At 66.2% G+C, this 16,330-nt stretch carries 11 protein-coding genes and 1 pseudogene; all 12 read right to left on the reverse strand.

Features of this window, described 5'->3' with window-relative positions:
• Positions 1–118: 118 nt before the first annotated feature.
• The 12 genes and pseudogenes from mutL to EL22_RS12785 all read right to left on the reverse strand — a co-directional run bounded on the left by mutL (position 119) and on the right by EL22_RS12785 (position 16,266).
• Positions 119–2,434: a DNA mismatch repair endonuclease MutL gene (gene mutL, locus EL22_RS12730; protein WP_082146777.1), complete on the reverse strand. Its 2,316-nt coding sequence runs from the start codon at positions 2,432–2,434 to the stop codon at positions 119–121.
• Positions 2,427–5,164 (reverse strand): annotated as a pseudogene (gene mutS, locus EL22_RS12735) (DNA mismatch repair protein MutS). Before mutS ends, mutL begins: the two are co-directional and overlap by 8 nt.
• A gap of 126 nt (positions 5,165–5,290) precedes the next feature.
• Positions 5,291–6,652 carry a bifunctional hydroxymethylpyrimidine kinase/phosphomethylpyrimidine kinase gene (gene thiD / locus EL22_RS12740; RefSeq protein WP_050051854.1) on the reverse strand — a complete coding sequence of 454 codons (1,362 nt, stop codon included), beginning with the start codon at positions 6,650–6,652 and terminating at the stop codon, positions 5,291–5,293.
• A gap of 67 nt (positions 6,653–6,719) precedes the next feature.
• A complete protein-coding gene (locus tag EL22_RS12745; RefSeq protein WP_050051855.1) occupies positions 6,720–7,793 on the reverse strand; it encodes an AIR synthase family protein in 1,074 nt (357 codons plus the stop codon).
• 349 nt (positions 7,794–8,142) lie between these two features.
• Complete coding sequence (locus EL22_RS12750; RefSeq protein ID WP_050051856.1) at positions 8,143–8,673, reverse strand: hypothetical protein; 531 nt, start codon at positions 8,671–8,673, stop codon at positions 8,143–8,145.
• Positions 8,670–9,236 (reverse strand): hypothetical protein, encoded by a 567-nt coding sequence (locus tag EL22_RS12755; RefSeq protein ID WP_050051857.1) that lies wholly within the window; start codon positions 9,234–9,236, stop codon positions 8,670–8,672. Before EL22_RS12755 ends, EL22_RS12750 begins: the two co-directional genes overlap by 4 nt.
• Positions 9,237–9,281: 45 nt before the next feature.
• Positions 9,282–10,424 carry an ABC transporter permease gene (locus EL22_RS12760; protein ID WP_050051858.1) on the reverse strand — a complete coding sequence of 381 codons (1,143 nt, stop codon included), beginning with the start codon at positions 10,422–10,424 and terminating at the stop codon, positions 9,282–9,284.
• A complete protein-coding gene (locus tag EL22_RS12765) occupies positions 10,417–11,370 on the reverse strand; it encodes an ABC transporter permease (RefSeq protein WP_050051859.1) in 954 nt (317 codons plus the stop codon). Before EL22_RS12765 ends, EL22_RS12760 begins: the two co-directional genes overlap by 8 nt.
• The gene (locus EL22_RS12770; protein ID WP_050051896.1) at positions 11,367–13,130 is read right to left on the reverse strand and encodes an ABC transporter substrate-binding protein; all 1,764 of its coding nucleotides are present in this window, start codon (positions 13,128–13,130) and stop codon (positions 11,367–11,369) included. The genes EL22_RS12765 and EL22_RS12770 overlap by 4 nt, the downstream gene beginning before the upstream one ends.
• A gap of 287 nt (positions 13,131–13,417) precedes the next feature.
• Entirely contained in the window at positions 13,418–13,984 is a 567-nt protein-coding gene (hpt, locus tag EL22_RS12775; RefSeq protein ID WP_050051860.1) for a hypoxanthine/guanine phosphoribosyltransferase, read from the reverse strand.
• Positions 13,985–14,158: 174 nt separating this feature from the next.
• Positions 14,159–15,391 (reverse strand): bifunctional phosphopantothenoylcysteine decarboxylase/phosphopantothenate--cysteine ligase CoaBC, encoded by a 1,233-nt coding sequence (gene coaBC, locus EL22_RS12780; RefSeq protein ID WP_050051861.1) that lies wholly within the window; start codon positions 15,389–15,391, stop codon positions 14,159–14,161.
• Positions 15,392–15,528: 137 nt separating this feature from the next.
• Complete coding sequence (locus EL22_RS12785; protein ID WP_050051862.1) at positions 15,529–16,266, reverse strand: NAD(P)/FAD-dependent oxidoreductase; 738 nt, start codon at positions 16,264–16,266, stop codon at positions 15,529–15,531.
• Positions 16,267–16,330: the final 64 nt, after the last annotated feature.

Consider the following 16,330-nt stretch of genomic DNA (forward strand, 5'->3'; position numbering starts at 1 on the left):
CTCCTCCCAGCGACCAGCATCGTAACTTCCACCCACCGACGCGGAAGCGTATTCGGCTCGTAGAGACGTGCTGGCAGCACATTCTGAGCACGTTCTAGGGGCGTCTCCTCGATCGAGATCAGCCGCCGTGGCCGGGATAATCCCGCTCGAACCGATCCTCGATCTCCGCTTCGTCGAAGCGAACGATCACCGGGCGGCCGTGCGGGCAGGCGTAGGGGTTCTCGCAGGCGTCGAGCGCCTCGAGCAACTCGAGGACGGATCCCTCGGTCAGCGACGTGTTGCCCGTGATCGAGGGGTAACACGCCAGATCGCCGAGGAAGTCGTCGGCCAGTGCGTCGACCGTCTCGGAACCCGCCTCGCGATCGCCCTCGACGAACGACGTCAGCACGTCACGCAACCGGCTCGGCTCGAGGGTCTTCTCGAGCACCGCGGGGACGGTCGTCACGGCAACCGTCCGATCGTCGGTCCGGTCGGCGTAGAACCCGAGTCGCGAGAGCGCCTCGCGGTAGTGTTCGAACGCCTCGGCTTCGGCCGCCGTGAGCTCGAGTTCGACCGGCGATGCGAGCGCCTGCGCCGTCGAATCGTCGGCGAAGGCCTCCCGAAGTCGTTCGTAGTTCACGCGCTCGTCCGCGGCGTGCTGGTCGATCAGCGCGAGGTCGTCGTCGGTTTCACAGACGAGGTAGGTGTCCCGTAGCTGTCCGAGAACCCGAAGGTTTGGAAGAGAGTCGAACGACGCCTCCTCGCCGGTCGCGGCCTCGCCCGCGAGCGTCCGCTGTTCGGTGTCGCCCGAGAACTTGCGCGCGGGCTCGAGGTCGCCGCCACGCTCGACACTCGACCCGACAGACCCAGTTTCGGAAGCGGTTCCGGAGCCCGACTCGGCCTGATCGGAACGCTCGGACGACTGCGTCTCTCCGCTCGCGGCGTCCACATCCGCGGACATCGTGGCGGACTCCGGCGCGTCGTCCTCGGTTCTCGAGGAACGTTCCCCTCGAGCCGTCGCCGCCGAGCGATCGGAACCGCGCGCCGTCGTGGAGTCGTCGCCAGCCGTCTCCGCGTTCGCCGTCGACTCCGCGCTCGTCTCCGATCCCACCGTCGAATCCGACCGCGCGTTCGACGCTCGAGTCGCCTCGTCGCCACTCGTTTCGCCCGCGTTCTCCCCGGCAGCGTCGGCCTCGAGTGATCGATCCGATTCGCGCTCATTTGGTTCGCTATATCCCCCCCTAGACCGATCCGGCTCGATTCGAGTTTCGCGCGCCGCGGAACGGCCCCGCGGCGCGCTCGAGCGGAGCAAACCGTGCTCGAGGAGCGCGGATTCGACGGCCGAATCGACAGCTCTGCGCACCGCATCGTCGTCGTCGAAGCGAACCTCGCGCTTGCGCGGGTGGACGTTTACGTCCACGGCCTCGCCCGGCACCTCGAGAAAGAGCACGACGAAAGGGTATCGGTCGCTTCCGAGCTGGGTTCCGTAGGCACCCATGATCCCCTGCCGGATCGCGTCGGAGGTGACCGCCCGACCGTTGACGTACGTCGCGAGGTAGTCCCGACTCGAGCGGTTCGTCTCGGGGTGGGAGACGAGCCCCGTCACCGACTCGAGTGGGCCGACGGGGAGTTCGTCGCCGTCGGCCTCGACGGGAATCATCGCCTTCGCGACCTCGCGCCCGTACACCGCGAGGATCGCTTCCTGCAGATCGCCCTGGCCCGTCGTCGCGAAGACCTCGCGACCGTCGTGGGTCAGCGAGATGGCGACGTCGGGATTTGCCAGCGCGTAGCGGGTGACGACGCGATTGACGTGGGCGAACTCCGTCGCCGTCGTCTTCAGGAACTTCCGCCGGGCGGGCGTGTTGTAGAACAGGTCCGCCACCTCGACGGCGGTCCCCTCAGGACAGCCCGTCGGCTCGACGGCGGTGACCTCGCCGCCCTCGTAGACGAGTTTCGTGCCCGCCCCGCCCGCTTCGTCCCGACCGGCTCCGTCGCCGTCGGCTCGAGGCCGCGTCTCGACGGTCAGGCGCGACACCGACCCGATCGTGTGTAACGCTTCGCCGCGGAAGCCGAGCGTGGCGACCCCGGACTCTAGGTCCTCGAGCCCCTCGATCTTGCTGGTCGTGTGCTGGCGGACCGCCGCCCGGACCGCCGATTCGGTCATCCCGCGGCCGTCGTCTGCGACCCGGATCAGCTCCGTCCCGCCGTCCTCGACGGCGATGTCGACCCTCGAGGCGTCGGCATCGAGGCTGTTCTCGAGCAGTTCCTTGACGGCGCTAGCGGGCCGTTCGACGACCTCGCCCGCGGCGATGCGCGCGACGGTGTCCTCGTCGAGTTCGCGGATTTCGTGGCCGTCCGAGTCAGTATTGCGGGCGTCGGAATCGGTATCATGGGCGGCAGAGTCGACCTCGCGGCCGTCGGGAGCACGGTCGTCAGCACCGTTTTCGTCACTCATCCTCGAGCCTCCGTTGCCACTCCTGTACCTTCGAGAGCAACTCGACGGGCGACGTTTCGTTCACGTCTACCTCCTCGAGATCCGCGAGCACGTCGGCTTTCTCGGGCTCGGGTCCGGTTTCGCGGTCGGCGTCCGTCTCGCTACTCGCCGCCGTCTCGAGATTGGCCTGGGTACCCGATTTCGACGTGGCCTCGCCGCCATCGGTCGTCGCTGACCGTTCCATCGTGCCACTCGAGAGGTCGAAGACGGCCTGGACCGGCTCCGAGGAGCCGTCGCCTTTGGCCTCGATGGCCTTCTCCTCGCGCAGGCGGCCGAGCACGTCCCGCGCCCGGTCGACGACGGGCGCTGGAACCCCGGCGAGGTCGGCGACGTGGATGCCATAGGAGCGATCCGTCGGGCCGTCCCGAACCGTTCGGAGAAAGGTCACGTCGCCGTCGCGTTCGTCGGCAGCGATGTGGACGTTCGCGACCCGCGGCAGGTGCTCGGCGAGTCCGGTCAGTTCGTGATAGTGGGTCGCAAAGAGCGTCTTCGCTCGAATCTCGTTGTGCAGGTACTCGGTCGCCGACCACGCGATCGAAATGCCGTCGTAGGTCGCGGTCCCCCGGCCAACCTCGTCCAAAATCACGAGCGACTCCTCGGTCGCGGTGTGGAGGATGTTCGAGAGTTCGCTCATCTCGACCATGAACGTCGAGCGCCCCTGTGCCAGTTCGTCGAGCGCCCCAACGCGGGTGAATATGCCGTCGACCAGTCCGATGTCGGCCTCTCGAACGGGCACGAAGCTGCCGACCTGCGCGAGCAAGACGATGCAAGCGACCTGGCGCATGTACGTCGATTTCCCGGACATGTTCGGGCCAGTGACGACCAGAAAGCCCCGGTCGTCGGTCATCCGCACGTCGTTGGGCACGAACTCGGTCGTCTGCTCGACGACGGGGTGGCGACCCTGATCGATCTCGAGGTCGCCGTCCCGGCGCAGGTCGGGCTGAACCCAGCCGTTTTCGGCGGCGTGACTCGCCAGACTCGAGAGCGCGTCGACGGTCGCGATCGCACGGCCGACGTCCTGTAAGAGCGCCGCCTCCGCGGCGACGTCCTCGCGGAGTTTCTCGAAGAGTTTGTACTCCAACTCGCCCCGTTCCTCCTCGAGTCGCAACACTTCGCGTTCTTTCTCCTCGAGTTCGGGCGTCGTGAACCGCTTCGAATTTTTCAGCGTCTTGATCTGCTCGTAGTGCTCTGGCACTTCGTCTGCGACCGACTTACCCACCTGAACGTAGTAGCCGTCGGTCTTGTTCCGATCGACGGTGACGTGGCTCAGGCCGTGTTGGCGTTTCTCGCGGTCAGCGAGGCTCTCGAGCCACCGTCGAACCTCCTCGTGGCGGTCGATCACTTCGTCGAGTTCCTCGTGGTAGCCCCGCTGGAGCAGGCCGCCCTGGGTTACCGTCGAGGGCGGGTCTTCTGCGATCGCTTCCTCGAGCATCTTTCGGAGATCGGCGACCGCCGTTCGGTCCGGCCGGTCGACGATCGACGCGAGCGGTGACCCGCCTAACTCCGCGTCCGAGTCGATCGCGTCGGCAACCTGTGGCAGCACCTCGAGCGTCTCTCGAACCGCGACCAGGTCCTGCGCGTCGGCGCTCCCATGGGTCGCCTTCGAGGCCAGTCGCTCGAGATCGTAGGCCGCCCCGAGCACCTCGCGGAGTTCGTCGCGAGCCAGCGCGGCCGAGGCGAGCGCCCCGACGCTTTGCTGGCGTTCCTCGAGGACCGACAGCGACCTGCGCGGTCGCTGGAGCCACTCCTTGAGCAGTCGTCCGCCGGCGCTCGTCTCGGTGTGGTCGACGGTCGCGAACAGCGACCCCTCGCGGTCGCCCTGCATCGTCTCGGTGAGCTCGAGGTTTCGCTGGGTCGTCCCGTCGAGGGTCACGTGGTCGTCGCTGTGGTGAGTCGTGATCCGGGTCATCGACGCGAGCACGCCGGCTCCGGTCTCCTCGACGTACGAGAGGATCGACCCGCCGCCGAAATCGCCGGCTGGGGAGCCGAAAGGCCCTCGAGTGGTTCGCGTCCGAACTGCTCGCGAACGACGTGTTCGGCGCGTTTGGGCGCGAACGACTCGGCCTCGTGGAGGGTCAACGTCGCGTCGGTCCGCTCGCGAATCTGCCGGACGAGTTCGTCGTCGTTTCGAACCGCGGGACCCGGAAGCACCTCGACGGGATCGAACCGATAGAGTTCGGTCAGCGTGTCGGCCCTGTCCTCGCCGGCCGCGACGAGGAACCGTCCGGTCGTCACGTCGGCGAACGCCAGGCCGTACGACGCGTCATCACCGCCGTCGGCGGTGGGTGACGCGCCTGCCGATCCGTCTGCAGCACCGTCCTCGACGACGGCCGCGAGATACTGGGCGTCGGCGTCGCTCGTCTCGAGGAGCGTCCCGGGGGTCACGACGCGGACGATTTCGCGTGCGTGCCCGTCGTCGGTCTCGTACTGGTCGGCGACGGCAACGCGGTAGCCGCGTTCGACGAGCGCCTTGAGGTAGGGCGTCAGGTCGTCGAGCGGCACGCCGGCCATCGGGTACGACGACCCGTGGGAGGACTTCTGTGAGAGTTTGAGGTCGAGTTCCTCGGCCACGAGTTCGGCGTCCGCGTCGAAGAACTCGTAGAAGTCGCCACACTGCATCGCCAGCACCTCGGCGTCGGTGGTCTCCTTGAGCGAGAGAAACTCGCCGACGATACCCGTCGCCTCTGTCATACACGAGGACTGTCCTTCCACCGCAAAAGACCTGCGGGTTCCGGGGCGAAAGTGGTCGCTCGCTTGCACGGCGGCTCCGTCTCGAGGAGTAACACAGGGGCGGAAGACGCGATTGCCCGCGGACGATCACTCGCCGAACTGCTCGGAGAGCGCGAGTACGCGGTCGGCCAGCGTCTCGGACTCCGTCGCGACGAGGTACGTCATCGCCTCCTTGCCCACCGCACCGCGGTCGACGACCGCGATGGGGTGGCCGCTATCGCCGTCGAAGAGCGATTCGACCGCAGCTGGGGCGACCCACTCGTCGGTTTCTGCGTCGGCCTCGGCGTCGCGATCGCGTTCGAGTTCGGCGGTCGTCCACTCGAGTTCCTCGAGTGCGTGCTCGACATCCGCGTTGAACCGGAGGTTACACGCAAAGCGCACGTTCGGGCACACTTCCCGCGCATCGAGGACGAATCGGGCGACGTTTCGGGAGGCCCCGAACCGAACCGCGCCGTTGGAACTGATCCCGGCGAGCGTGCGGGTGATCCGTCCCTCGACGGCCGCGATCTCCTCGAGGGACTCGGCGTACGGCGTCGCGCCGACGACGTTCGTCCCCACTTCCGGAACGAGCGGGGTAATATCGGCCTCAACGATCCGGTCGACGGCGGCGCGGATCGACTCTGCGGTTACCTCCATGGTCGCCCGGTTTCGCTGTTCGACGCCGTGATTGACCGCGCCGGGGCCTCTCCCGACGTCGTAGTGGTATCGAACCGCGCGAGTGAGGAAGTCGGTCGCACCGCCGACGGCGGCCTCGAGCGACTCGTCGCGTGCGAGTCGGGCGGCGACGGCCGCGGCGAGTGTACAGCCCGAGCCGTGAGTCGCGTCGGTGTCGACGCGAGCGTGTTCGAACGTCGTGGTGCCCGTGGCGGTGACGAGCACGTCGCTGATCGTCTCACCTGGGACGTGCCCGCCCTTGATCAGCGCCGCGTCCGCCCCCAATTCGAGGAGCGCGTCGCCGGCCTCGATCGCGCTCGGCTGGTCTTCGACCACAACGTCGGTCAGCACCTCGGCTTCGTCCGCATTCGGCGTGACGACCCTCGACTCGCCGATGAGCTCTTCGTACGCGCGTTCGGCCGCCGGCTCGAGCAGCCGATCGCCGGAGGTCGCGACCATCACGGGATCGACGACGAGCGGAAACTCGAAACTCGCCGCCTCGCTCGCGACGGCGCGGACGATTTCGGTCGTCGCGAGCATCCCCGTCTTAGCCGCGCCGACGTCGAAATCGTCGGTTACCGCGGCTAGCTGGGCTTCGACCTCCTCGAGCGGAAGCGGGTAGGAGCGTTCGACACCGCGACTGTGCTGGGCCGTGACCGCGGTGATGGCGCTGGTCCCGTAGACATCGTGGGCGGCCATCGTCGCGAGGTCGGCCTGAATTCCGGCACCGCCGCCGGAGTCGCTGCCGGCGATCGTCAGGGCGATCGGTGGCGTTTCTGGTGCGTCCGTGCGCATACCGAAGCTATTCCTCCGGTGTATTTATCGGTGGTGGGCCTGATCGGGGGCCCCTGCTGGCCGAAACTCACTCACCCGCCAGCTCGGCGTACGCGGCCCACGAGGGGTCGACGTGGGGATGTTCGAGCCGCGTTCCGTCGACGAAGACGGAGCCGCCTTCGTCGCCCGTCCCTGTTTCCTCGATTTCGTCTAACCCACTCTCGTCGACAACCCCTCCGATCTCGGCGACGACGGTTCCCCGGGCCTCGAGCGCCTCGCGAACGGCGTCGACGCCGGCCGGATCGACGGCGATCACGAGCGAGCCACAGCTGGTCGCGTGCCACGGGTCGATCTCGAGGGCGTCACAGACCTCGGCCACGCCGGGGCGCATCGGAACGGCCGCACCGTCGATTTCGAAGCGAACGTCCCGCTCGGCGCTGGCCCGCTGTGCGCCGTCGGCCATCTCGTTGAGCGCGCCCGCGAGGCCGCCCTCGGTGACGTCGTGCATCGCGGTCACGGGTCCCGCCGCGGCGGCTGAAAGTGCGTCGCGGACGCAGTGGACGTCCTCGAGTCGTTCCCGCGCGTTCTCGAGCGCGTCCTCGGAAACGGCCAGTTGGTCGCCGAACAGCGTACTCAGGAGGCCGACCGACTCGACGCCGGGGCCGGTCGTCAGGAGGAGTCTATCGCCGACTCGAGCCCCGTCGGGGCGAACTATATCGTCGTGGTCGCCGACGCCCATGGCGGTCGCCGCGCCCACCCACGGATAGGAGGGGTCAGAATAGCGGGCGGTGTGGCCGGTGACGACGGACACGCCGAGGGCCTCGCATTCGGCGTGGATCGTCTCCCAGATAGTCGCGAACTCCTCGTCGCGCATCGATTCGGGGAGCGTAAAACAGATCGAGAGGTGCGACGGGGGAACGCCGCTGACCGCGACGTCGGCGAGTATCAGGTCGAGCGCGAACCGCGCGGCGCGCTCGAGACCGAGCGCGGGGAGGATCGACAGCGGGTCGGTCGCGGTGACCAGCGCTCGCCCATCGATGTCGAGGACGCCGAAATCGACGCCGTGCTGGGGACCGATCGAAACGTCGTCTCGCCGCGCGCCGAGGTTCGGGGCGACGCGGCGCTCGAAGAACGTGCGGTCGATTTTACCAAGCTCGCTCACGCGGTGGCGTTTCCGTTGCGCCCTCTTATCGGTACTGATCGACTGACAGCGCCGCTGTGAGTGATGGTTACAGAAGTGGTGTTGGCGAGTCGTTGAGACGAGAGGCTGTCAGAGAAAGATTCACGGAGAGTCGATCTACTCTGCTCGATGGAGAGGAACTATTCATATATCATCGACAAGTTGACAATAGTCGCTCTGAATTCGTTTTTTATGCCCTCTGAAACGATTCTGCTGCTTCGTTCGATTCGCCGCTGGATATTTAACTACTTGACCTGTACTTAGCGTGAGTTTCACTCTCAACTCTAAATAAAGAAAGCCGACACCCAACTACTGGTAGTTTCCAACTGAGCTAGTTCTCGAGCGATCCCTCGTCCGTATCGGTCTCGAGAACATAATCTTCGCTAGACCAGTCTCCGTCACTGGCGTCACTATCTTCACCAGAATCGCTATCCTCGTCGGTCGGTGTCGGCTGGTCGATCGGTGCCGCCCGCCGATCGTCCCCCACAGACCGGCGCTCGTCATCTGCGCTCCGAGTCGCTCCGACGCCTTTCAACGCGAGATCGATCGATGCATCGTCGTCGACGCCGGACGGGCGGGTCTCGAGCCGCCGATGGACGCGATCCGGTAATACGGCCTTCGTCAGCCGCGGCGTGCCCGGAACGAGATACCCGCGGAGGTAGATCGCCGCCCCCGAGACGGCCGCCAGCGCCGTTCCGACGACCGCCGCGCCGACGCGGTCGGTCCTCGAGAGCGCGAGCGTCGTGGCCGCGACGACGAGGACGGCCGCGATCGCGACGTTCAAGAGCGTACAGGGAGTGCACCGATTCTTCCCGGTGTAGTCGGGCTGGCGGAGCCGATCGATCGGATTCCGGACCGTCATCTCCCCGGGATGGAATCGGCGGAAAACTCGAGGAACCGGCGGTCGCACTCGCCGCAGCCGACCGTCACGACCTCGGTGTCGCCACAGCAGGACTCGACCGTCTCGTCGCCGATCGCCACCGGTCCCCCACAGAACGGGCAGTCGTCTCGAAAGGACCGCAGCGACTGCAACAGCCGGTGGCGCTGTCTGGGCGGGACCTCGTCCCACCGGTCGGTCTCCGAACGCAGTTCCCTGTCCACCGCGACGTCTAGCTCGAGGGCGGCCTCCGACGGCCAGTTGCGGACCGTCGTTCGCGTCTTGTAGGCCGTGTACGGCCGATCCGCCACCGTCACGTTCGCCTCTGTCACGCCGAACATGTCCGCGATGTCCGCGGTCTCGACGCCCGCCGAACGGACTTTCTCGAGCTGTCGGTCGACTCTCGAGACGAACGCCGGGGTGAACTGGAGGTTCTCGCCGTCCTCGGTCGGCTCAACGACCGTGAGTTCGCGGAGGAAGGCCTCGGGGTCGACGGCGTTTGCTCTGCGATAAGCGATCCGGTCCGCCGCCGATTCGTTGCGTGCCATACGTTGACGACCGACGCGAGCGCAAAAAGTCATTCGCCGAGCGGCTCATCGCCGCTCGAACCGCGCTCTTGAGTCGGTCGCCCGAGCGTCGAGCGCGTCGGTGATCGCGTCGCCGATCAGGTTGATCGACAGGACGAACGCGAAGATCGCACCGCCCGGAAAGACCGTCACCCACCAGTGAATCCCGCCGCCGGGGCCCTGCACGATCGCGTCGCGAGCGCCCTCGAGCATCGTCCCCCACTCGGCGGTCGCGGGCGGGAGGCCGAGCCCGAGAAAGCCGAGCGACGCCACACCGATGACGACGGTGCCGATGTTGAGCGTCGCGAGGACGACGACCGGCGGGACGGCGTTGGGAACGATGTGTTTGAACAGGACCGACCGGTCGCTGGCACCCAGCGCTTTGGCCGCGACGACGTACTCCGTCTCCTTGACCTCGAGTACTTCCCCGCGGATGACTCGAGCGTAACTCGCCCAGCCGAAAAGGGAGAACGCGAGGACCAGTTGCCAGTAGCCGTTGCCGAACAGCGCGACCACGACCAGCGCGAGCACGAGGTCGGGAAACGCGAGGATCATGTCGACGACGCGCATCAGGAGTTCGTCGACCCAGTCGCCGTAATACCCCGCGACGGAGCCGTACGCGATCCCGATAGCGCTCGTGATCGTCACGACGACGAGCCCGATCGAGATGCTGTACCGGCCGCCGACGAGGACCCGCGAGAACACGTCGCGTCCGTTGCCGTCGAGACCCATCGGATGGGCCGCCGACGGCGGGTCGTACGCCGAGACGTCCTGCGTGAGCCACAGCATCTCTGACGGGGGATACGGTGCCAGCGAGACGGGCTGGATAGGAACGCCCCAGAGTTCGATCGGGCGAGCGAGAATCGACACGAGCAACATCGAGCAGACGATCAGGAGCCCCACCAGGGCCTCGCGGTTTCGAGCGAACCGCGAGAGGGCGCGTCGCCAGCCCGAGACGGATTCGGGTTGGACGTTCGAGTTCCACTGGCGTGAGTCACCTCGCACACTCGTCTCCCCATCGGTGGAACCGCCTCGAGTGCCTCTCACTCGATCAGCGGAGCCGCCTCGAGCGCTCCCCGCCCCATCGGGCGAACCCCCTCGAGTTTCGCCCTGCTCGGATTCGAAGCCGCGTATCCGAATCCGACCGCGGTCGGCGCGCTGTTCAGTCATATCTGATCCTCGGATCCAGTACGGCGTAGATAATGTCCGCGAGGAGGTTACAGACGACGACGGTGACAGCGGTAAGCAGCGTGATCGCGACGACAAGATTGATCTCGTGGCCGTGGATCGCTTCGACGAGTTCGCGGCCGAGCCCCGGCCAGGAGAAGACGACCTCGACGACGACGGCCCCGGCGACGATGCCCGCGGTCAGCGTCGCGACGACGGTGACGACCGCGCTCAATGCGTTTCGAAGGGCGTGTTTCCAGACGATCTGGCGCTCGGGGAGTCCCTTCGCACGCGCGGCGGTCACGTACTCCTCGTTCAGTTCCTCGGCCATCGACGTGCGAAGGACGCGCATGATAGACGCGCACGTCGCCGTTCCGATCGTCACGCCCGGTAACACCAAATGCCACAGCGTTTCCGGATGGGTGAGCGGCTCCCGGGGCGGTCGAACGTCCCACCACCCTGCCCAGAGGACGAACACGAGGACGAACACGAGACCGAGCCAGAAGTTCGGGATCGACACTCCCGACAGCGCGAACACGCGGCTGACCGTATCGCCCACCGAACCCTTTCGAACCGCGGCGTAGATCCCCGTGGGGATCGCGATTCCGACCGCGAACAGCCAGCCGAAGACGCCCAGCGCGACGGTCTCGGGCAGCCGTCTCCCGACGACCGCCGAAACCGGGCGATCCGTCCCGTACACCACGCCGAAGTCGCCAGTCGCGACGTTCCCAAGCCAGGTGAGGTACTGCTGCCAGACGGGGCCGTCGAGGCCGTACTGGGCGCGGAGTTGGGCCTCCTCGGCGGCGGTTACGCTCGGGTTCTGTGCGACCATTCGACTCACCGGATCGCCGGGCGTCAGCGAGACGAGCGCGAACGTGAGCATCGAGACGCCGACCAGAACCGGGACGATCAACAGTATCCGGCGCAGGACGTACCGTCGGAGCGTCATTGGACGTTCGAATCGTACCCGCGGTCGTCGATCACCGTTTCGATCAACTCGATCGCGGCCGCCGTATCGAAGGCGTTTTTCTCCCGGAGGTCCGCCTCGAGCGCCTCGTAGTCTGCCGTCCCGGTTTCGCGCGCGATTTTCGGCAGCATCGTCCATGCGGGCTCGCCCCAGCCGTCGAGGACCTCCTCGACGATCCGCGCTCGCGGAACGAGGTGATTGACGGCTCGTCGGAGCCGCGCGTCGTCCCACGGCTCGACGGTGACGGGGTACTGGAAGAACTGATAGCCCCCGCCCTGAATCGAGTCGACGACGTAGCCGTCGTCGTCCTCGTACTCCTCGAGCGTCGAGGAGACGAGCCCGAACGTGAGGTCGATTTCGTCGTTCTGGAGCGCGGCGGAGCGAGTCGAATCGCTCGAGATGATTTCGACATCGATTTCGTCGATGACCGGCCCCGCCGGAAACGACTCGGGCCCGTCGTACCACTCGAGGGCGTCGATTCCCTTCCGCTCGAGCCAGTAGTCGTCGGTCTTTCGCGCCCGGAAGTACCGTTCGTCCGCGAAGGTCTCGAACTCGTAGGGGCCGGTCCCGATCGGCGGCGTATCCTGCAGCGGATCGATCCCGTTCGGGGGCAACTCTGCCTGCTCGAGGGTGTGAATCCGAAAGCTCGGGAGCTCCCGCTCGGCTTCGGCGTCCGGCACCTGCGCGTAGATGTCGACGACGTACTCGTCGACCGCCTCGACGTGGAGGACCGAATCGAACGTCTGTGCGGCGACGTCGGAGTTCTCGTAGCGCTTTGCGGTCGCGACGACGTGGTCGGCGGTCAGTTCCTCGCCGTTGTGGAACGTGACGCCCTCGTGTAACTCGTAGCGATACTGCATCCCGTAGACCCCCGCTTCGACCGCGTCGGCAGCGTCAGCTGGCGTGAGCACGCGAACCTCCTCGTCCGCGATCCGGTCGTCGTCAGGGTGGACGACGATGGCCTGCACGTCAGCCTCGCCGTCGAACTCGAGAACGCCCTCGTCGTCGGTCGGGACGGGGCGCATATACGGTTCGTACGCGCGCCGGTCGACGTCCTGAACGTCGACTAACTCGTACCCCCTGGCGAGCCAGGGAAAGACGTTACCCTCGGCGTCGAGGGTGGTCAGGCTCTCGAACAGCAGCGACTGGACCGACGTGGAGTAAATATCCGTGCTGTAGGGCGGGTCGAAGGACTCGACGTTCGCGTCCATTCCGTACCGGAGCGTGCCGCCCGATCGGTGGGCCGACCACTCGTCCCCGGTCGCGCCGTCGGCGTTTCGATCGATCCAGGTGAGGACGCGATCCGCCGGCGAGTAAAGCGCGTACTCGAGTGTTCCCTCTACGAACGGATACGGTGAAAAGCCACGGACGTCGGTGTTTCTGACGTACTCTTCGGTGATGTAGGTGATAACGGAACTGCCGCGGAACTCGGCCAGTTCGCGCCAGATCTCGTCGTACCGGCGCGCGCGAAGCGCCGGATCGTCGACGACTTCGGTGCCGAAGCGGGCCCGGTCGATCATCGCGTCGAGTTCGTCGTACCCGAGCCCGTTCAGGTTGCAACACTGTCCCTGATTTTCGGTTCCGTGAAGCGGATCGCAGTAACTCTCCGGGTTGAACGTCCCCGAGATGCTGAGAAACGGAACGTTACCCTTGGTCGCGTATTTCGGTTGGAAGATGCGTTCGAGGAAATCGTCGAGTTCGTACTGTTCGATTTCGACGTCGAAGTAGCCCGTCTGCTCCATCACCTGGGCGATGGCGGCGGTCCAGGCGAGACGATCGGTGTTGTCCGCGTCGACTTCGAGTCGAACCGAGAGCGGAAACGAAATCGCGCCGCTATCGTCGTCGAGACAGCCCGCCGCACTCGAGAGAAGCACCGAACCGGTGGCACCGAGCAACTGCCGACGGGTCGGACGGTCCCCTGACCGGTCGTTTTCTGGATTCACGAACCGACCGCGTGACTCGCGTACACATCAAGGTGTTATCTCAGGCCGAATTAAATATTGCGTCGGTCGCCGATCGAGCGTCGCGATCAGTCGCCGTCCTCGTCGACGATCACGACCTCGCCGTCGACGACGTCGACGTTGACGAGCGTTTTGACGTGGTGATCGACGTCTTCGACTTTGTTCTCGCCGCCGACCTTCTTGATGACTGCGACCGTATCGACGACCTCGGCGCCGATACCATCGAGCGCCTCGAGGACCGCGGCCAGCGTGCCGCCGGTCGAGAGCACGTCGTCGAGGACGAGGACGCGTTCGCCCTCGCGAACGTCGTTGATGTACATCTCGTTTTCGGAGTAGCCGGTCTGCTGGGAGATTGCGACCTCGTCTTCGAGTCCGTATTTTCGCTTTCGAATTACCGTCAGCGGAATGTCCGTCATCAGCGAGACGGCGGTGGAGATGTGAATCCCCATGGCCGCCGGCGTGACGATGCGATCGACCTCCTCGAGTTTCGCCTTTCGGATGATCCGGATGACGATCTCGCGCAGCAGGCCCGGATCGAGTTTCGGCACCCCGTCGCTGATCGGATGGACGAAGTAGTGGTAGCCGTCTTTCTCGATGATCGGGGCCTCGAGTAACGACCGCTGTAACTGATCCATGTCGTGGATGGGGCGGTTGGGGAGTAAAAGTTGACGATCCAGATAGCGCCGCGCGGATAGGTTGACCGTCCGATAATTCGGGAATGCGGCCGGAAATGAGTCACCCTCAGAGAGCGAATCGTCCGTGTGACGATCCCCAGTAACTCGACAACTCGATCGCGAGACTAGACGACGTCAGGTCGCAGTCTCGTCCCCGAGCACGACGGCGAGCGACTCGGCGATCTCAGCGCCGAGGTCGGCTTTCGTCCCCTCGTAGCGGGCCGCGTTCTCCTCGTGGACGAGCAGCGCCCGCGTTCGATCGGAGCCCATCACGCTCGCGTCGTTTGCGACGACGAACGCCAGATCCGCCCGCGCTAACGTCTCTCGAGCCGCTTCGATCATCGCCCCGTCGTCGCCGCTCGTTTCGGTCTTGAAGCCGACGATCGGCAGCGTCGGGCGTCTCTCTCTCACTTCGTCGATCACCTTCGCCGTCGGCTCGAGGTCGAGTGTTCGTTTCGCCCCCGAACGAAGCTTCTCCTCGCTCGGTTCGAGCGTATAATCGGCGATCGCGGCCGTCGAGACGAGCGCGTCGGCCGCCGAACACGCCTCGAGCGTCGCATCGAGCAACTCCGCGGCGGTTTCGACCTGTTCGACGCTCGCGTACGGAAGCGCCGGTCCGTCCTCGCCCGCCGAGAGATCGGCGACCGGCGACGACCCCTCGAGCGAGTGCGGTCCGACGTGACCGTGGACGAGCGTCACGTCCGCGCCGCGGACGTAACAGGCCTGCGCGACGGCCCGACCCATCCGTCCCGACGAGCGGTTCGTCAGCACCCGGACAGGATCGATCGGCTCGCTGGTCGCGCCGCTGGTGACGACGACGCGCTCTCCTGCGAGCGGTCGCTCGCCCGCGACTCGAGCGGTCTCGCAGACGATGGCTTCATCGCTGGCGATCTTCGCTTTCCCCTCTTCGATCCGCGGATCGACGAACGAGACGCCCCAATCCTCGACGGTGTCGATCGCCTCGAGAACTCCCGGGTGGTCGTACATCGGTTCGTGCATCGCGGGCGCGATCACGACCGGCGTGTCCGCGCCCAGGGCGGTGGTCGCGCAGGTCGTCACCGGCGTGTCGTCGACCGCGCCAGCGATCTTTCCGACCGTGTTCGCGGTCGCCGGTGCGATCAGCAGGACGTCGGCCCAGCCGTCGTAACCACAGAGATCGACGTGCTCGACGCCGCCCGTGATCTCGGTGACGACGTCGCGTTCGGTGGCGAACTCGAGCGCCCACGGGTGGATGATATGTTGGGCGCTGTCGGTCATCACGGCCCGAACGCCAGCCCCCTGGCGTCGCAGTTCGTGGGCGAGTTCGACCGTTTTGACGGCGGCGATCGATCCGGATACCCCGAGTGCGACGTTGACTCCCTCGAGCATTCGTTTGCCTTTCTCGGGGGAGGTATGTTAAGCGTAGCGAGGAGCCGACGAACGCACAGAACGGACTTCGACTCGCTGCTGGTCAGTATAGATCGGCCGTTCGACTCGCTGTGGTCACCACAGGTCGGCGCGTCGACTCACTCCCGGTCGACGCTGGGATGCATCGTCGGTTTCTCCGCGAGCGGTTCCGCGAAGGCCTCGAGGATCGTCTCTCGGGCCGCCGCGTCCCGTTCCAGTCGTTCCTCGTCGTCGATTTCCTCACAGCCCGGTGGCACGTCCCGACCGCGGCCGGTGAAATAGCCCTCGGGGACGACCCAGTCGTGATAGAAGTTGACGTCCGAATCGTGGATCGCCGTCAGCGCGACTTTCGCCCCGTGACCGGCCGCGACGATCGTCTGATGGGGTTCGCCGGCGAGTCGTCCCGCCGCGTAGACGCCCTCGACGGCGGTTCGGCCGTCCTCGTCGACGCTCACGTAGTGTTTGCTCCCACGCTGGGTGCGGCCGACGTCCAGCGGAACCAGGTACTCGCTGTCGGACCACGAGGCCGCGATCACCCGCTCGGCTTCGATCGGGTCTCCGCCGTCGGTCTCGAGGACGAACCCCGATTCGGGATCCGCTTCCTCGAGTCGGTCGACGCTCGAGACGCGCCCGAGTTCGACCGTGACGCCCGCGCTCTGTGCCTGTTCGTGGACGAGACGCAGGTACCGCCGGGCGTCGACCCCGTCGGGGAACCCGGGATAGTTCTCGAGGCTGGCGTTTCGCGCGAGGATCGATTCCCCGCCGTCGACCACGATGGTGTCCAGTCCCGCTCGAGCCGTGAAGATCGACGCGGCGAGTCCGGCGACGCCGCCGCCGACGATACAGATGTCTCGCATGCGCCGGTGTTATCGGCCGGCGTATAGAAATGTAGTGAAACGGGCTGATCGGCGGGATGGATCG

Source organism: Halostagnicola sp. A56 (genome assembly GCF_000691505.1).
Classification (GTDB): domain Archaea; phylum Halobacteriota; class Halobacteria; order Halobacteriales; family Natrialbaceae; genus Halostagnicola.

Excerpts from the sequence above, each read along its gene's own strand:
- mutL (WP_082146777.1), bottom strand. The coding sequence starts at position 2,434 with ATGAGTGACGAAAACGGTGCTGACGACCGTGCTCCCGACGGCCGCGAG.
- EL22_RS12770 (WP_050051896.1), bottom strand. The coding sequence starts at position 13,130 with ATGGAGCAGACGGGCTACTTCGACGTCGAAATCGAACAGTACGAACTC.
- hpt (WP_050051860.1), bottom strand. The coding sequence starts at position 13,984 with ATGGATCAGTTACAGCGGTCGTTACTCGAGGCCCCGATCATCGAGAAA.
- EL22_RS12785 (WP_050051862.1), bottom strand. The coding sequence starts at position 16,266 with ATGCGAGACATCTGTATCGTCGGCGGCGGCGTCGCCGGACTCGCCGCG.
- EL22_RS12750 (WP_050051856.1), bottom strand. The coding sequence starts at position 8,673 with ATGACGGTCCGGAATCCGATCGATCGGCTCCGCCAGCCCGACTACACC.
- thiD (WP_050051854.1), bottom strand. The coding sequence starts at position 6,652 with ATGCGCACGGACGCACCAGAAACGCCACCGATCGCCCTGACGATCGCC.
- EL22_RS12760 (WP_050051858.1), bottom strand. The coding sequence starts at position 10,424 with ATGACTGAACAGCGCGCCGACCGCGGTCGGATTCGGATACGCGGCTTC.
- coaBC (WP_050051861.1), bottom strand. The coding sequence starts at position 15,391 with ATGCTCGAGGGAGTCAACGTCGCACTCGGGGTATCCGGATCGATCGCC.
- EL22_RS12765 (WP_050051859.1), bottom strand. The coding sequence starts at position 11,370 with ATGACGCTCCGACGGTACGTCCTGCGCCGGATACTGTTGATCGTCCCG.
- EL22_RS12755 (WP_050051857.1), bottom strand. The coding sequence starts at position 9,236 with ATGGCACGCAACGAATCGGCGGCGGACCGGATCGCTTATCGCAGAGCA.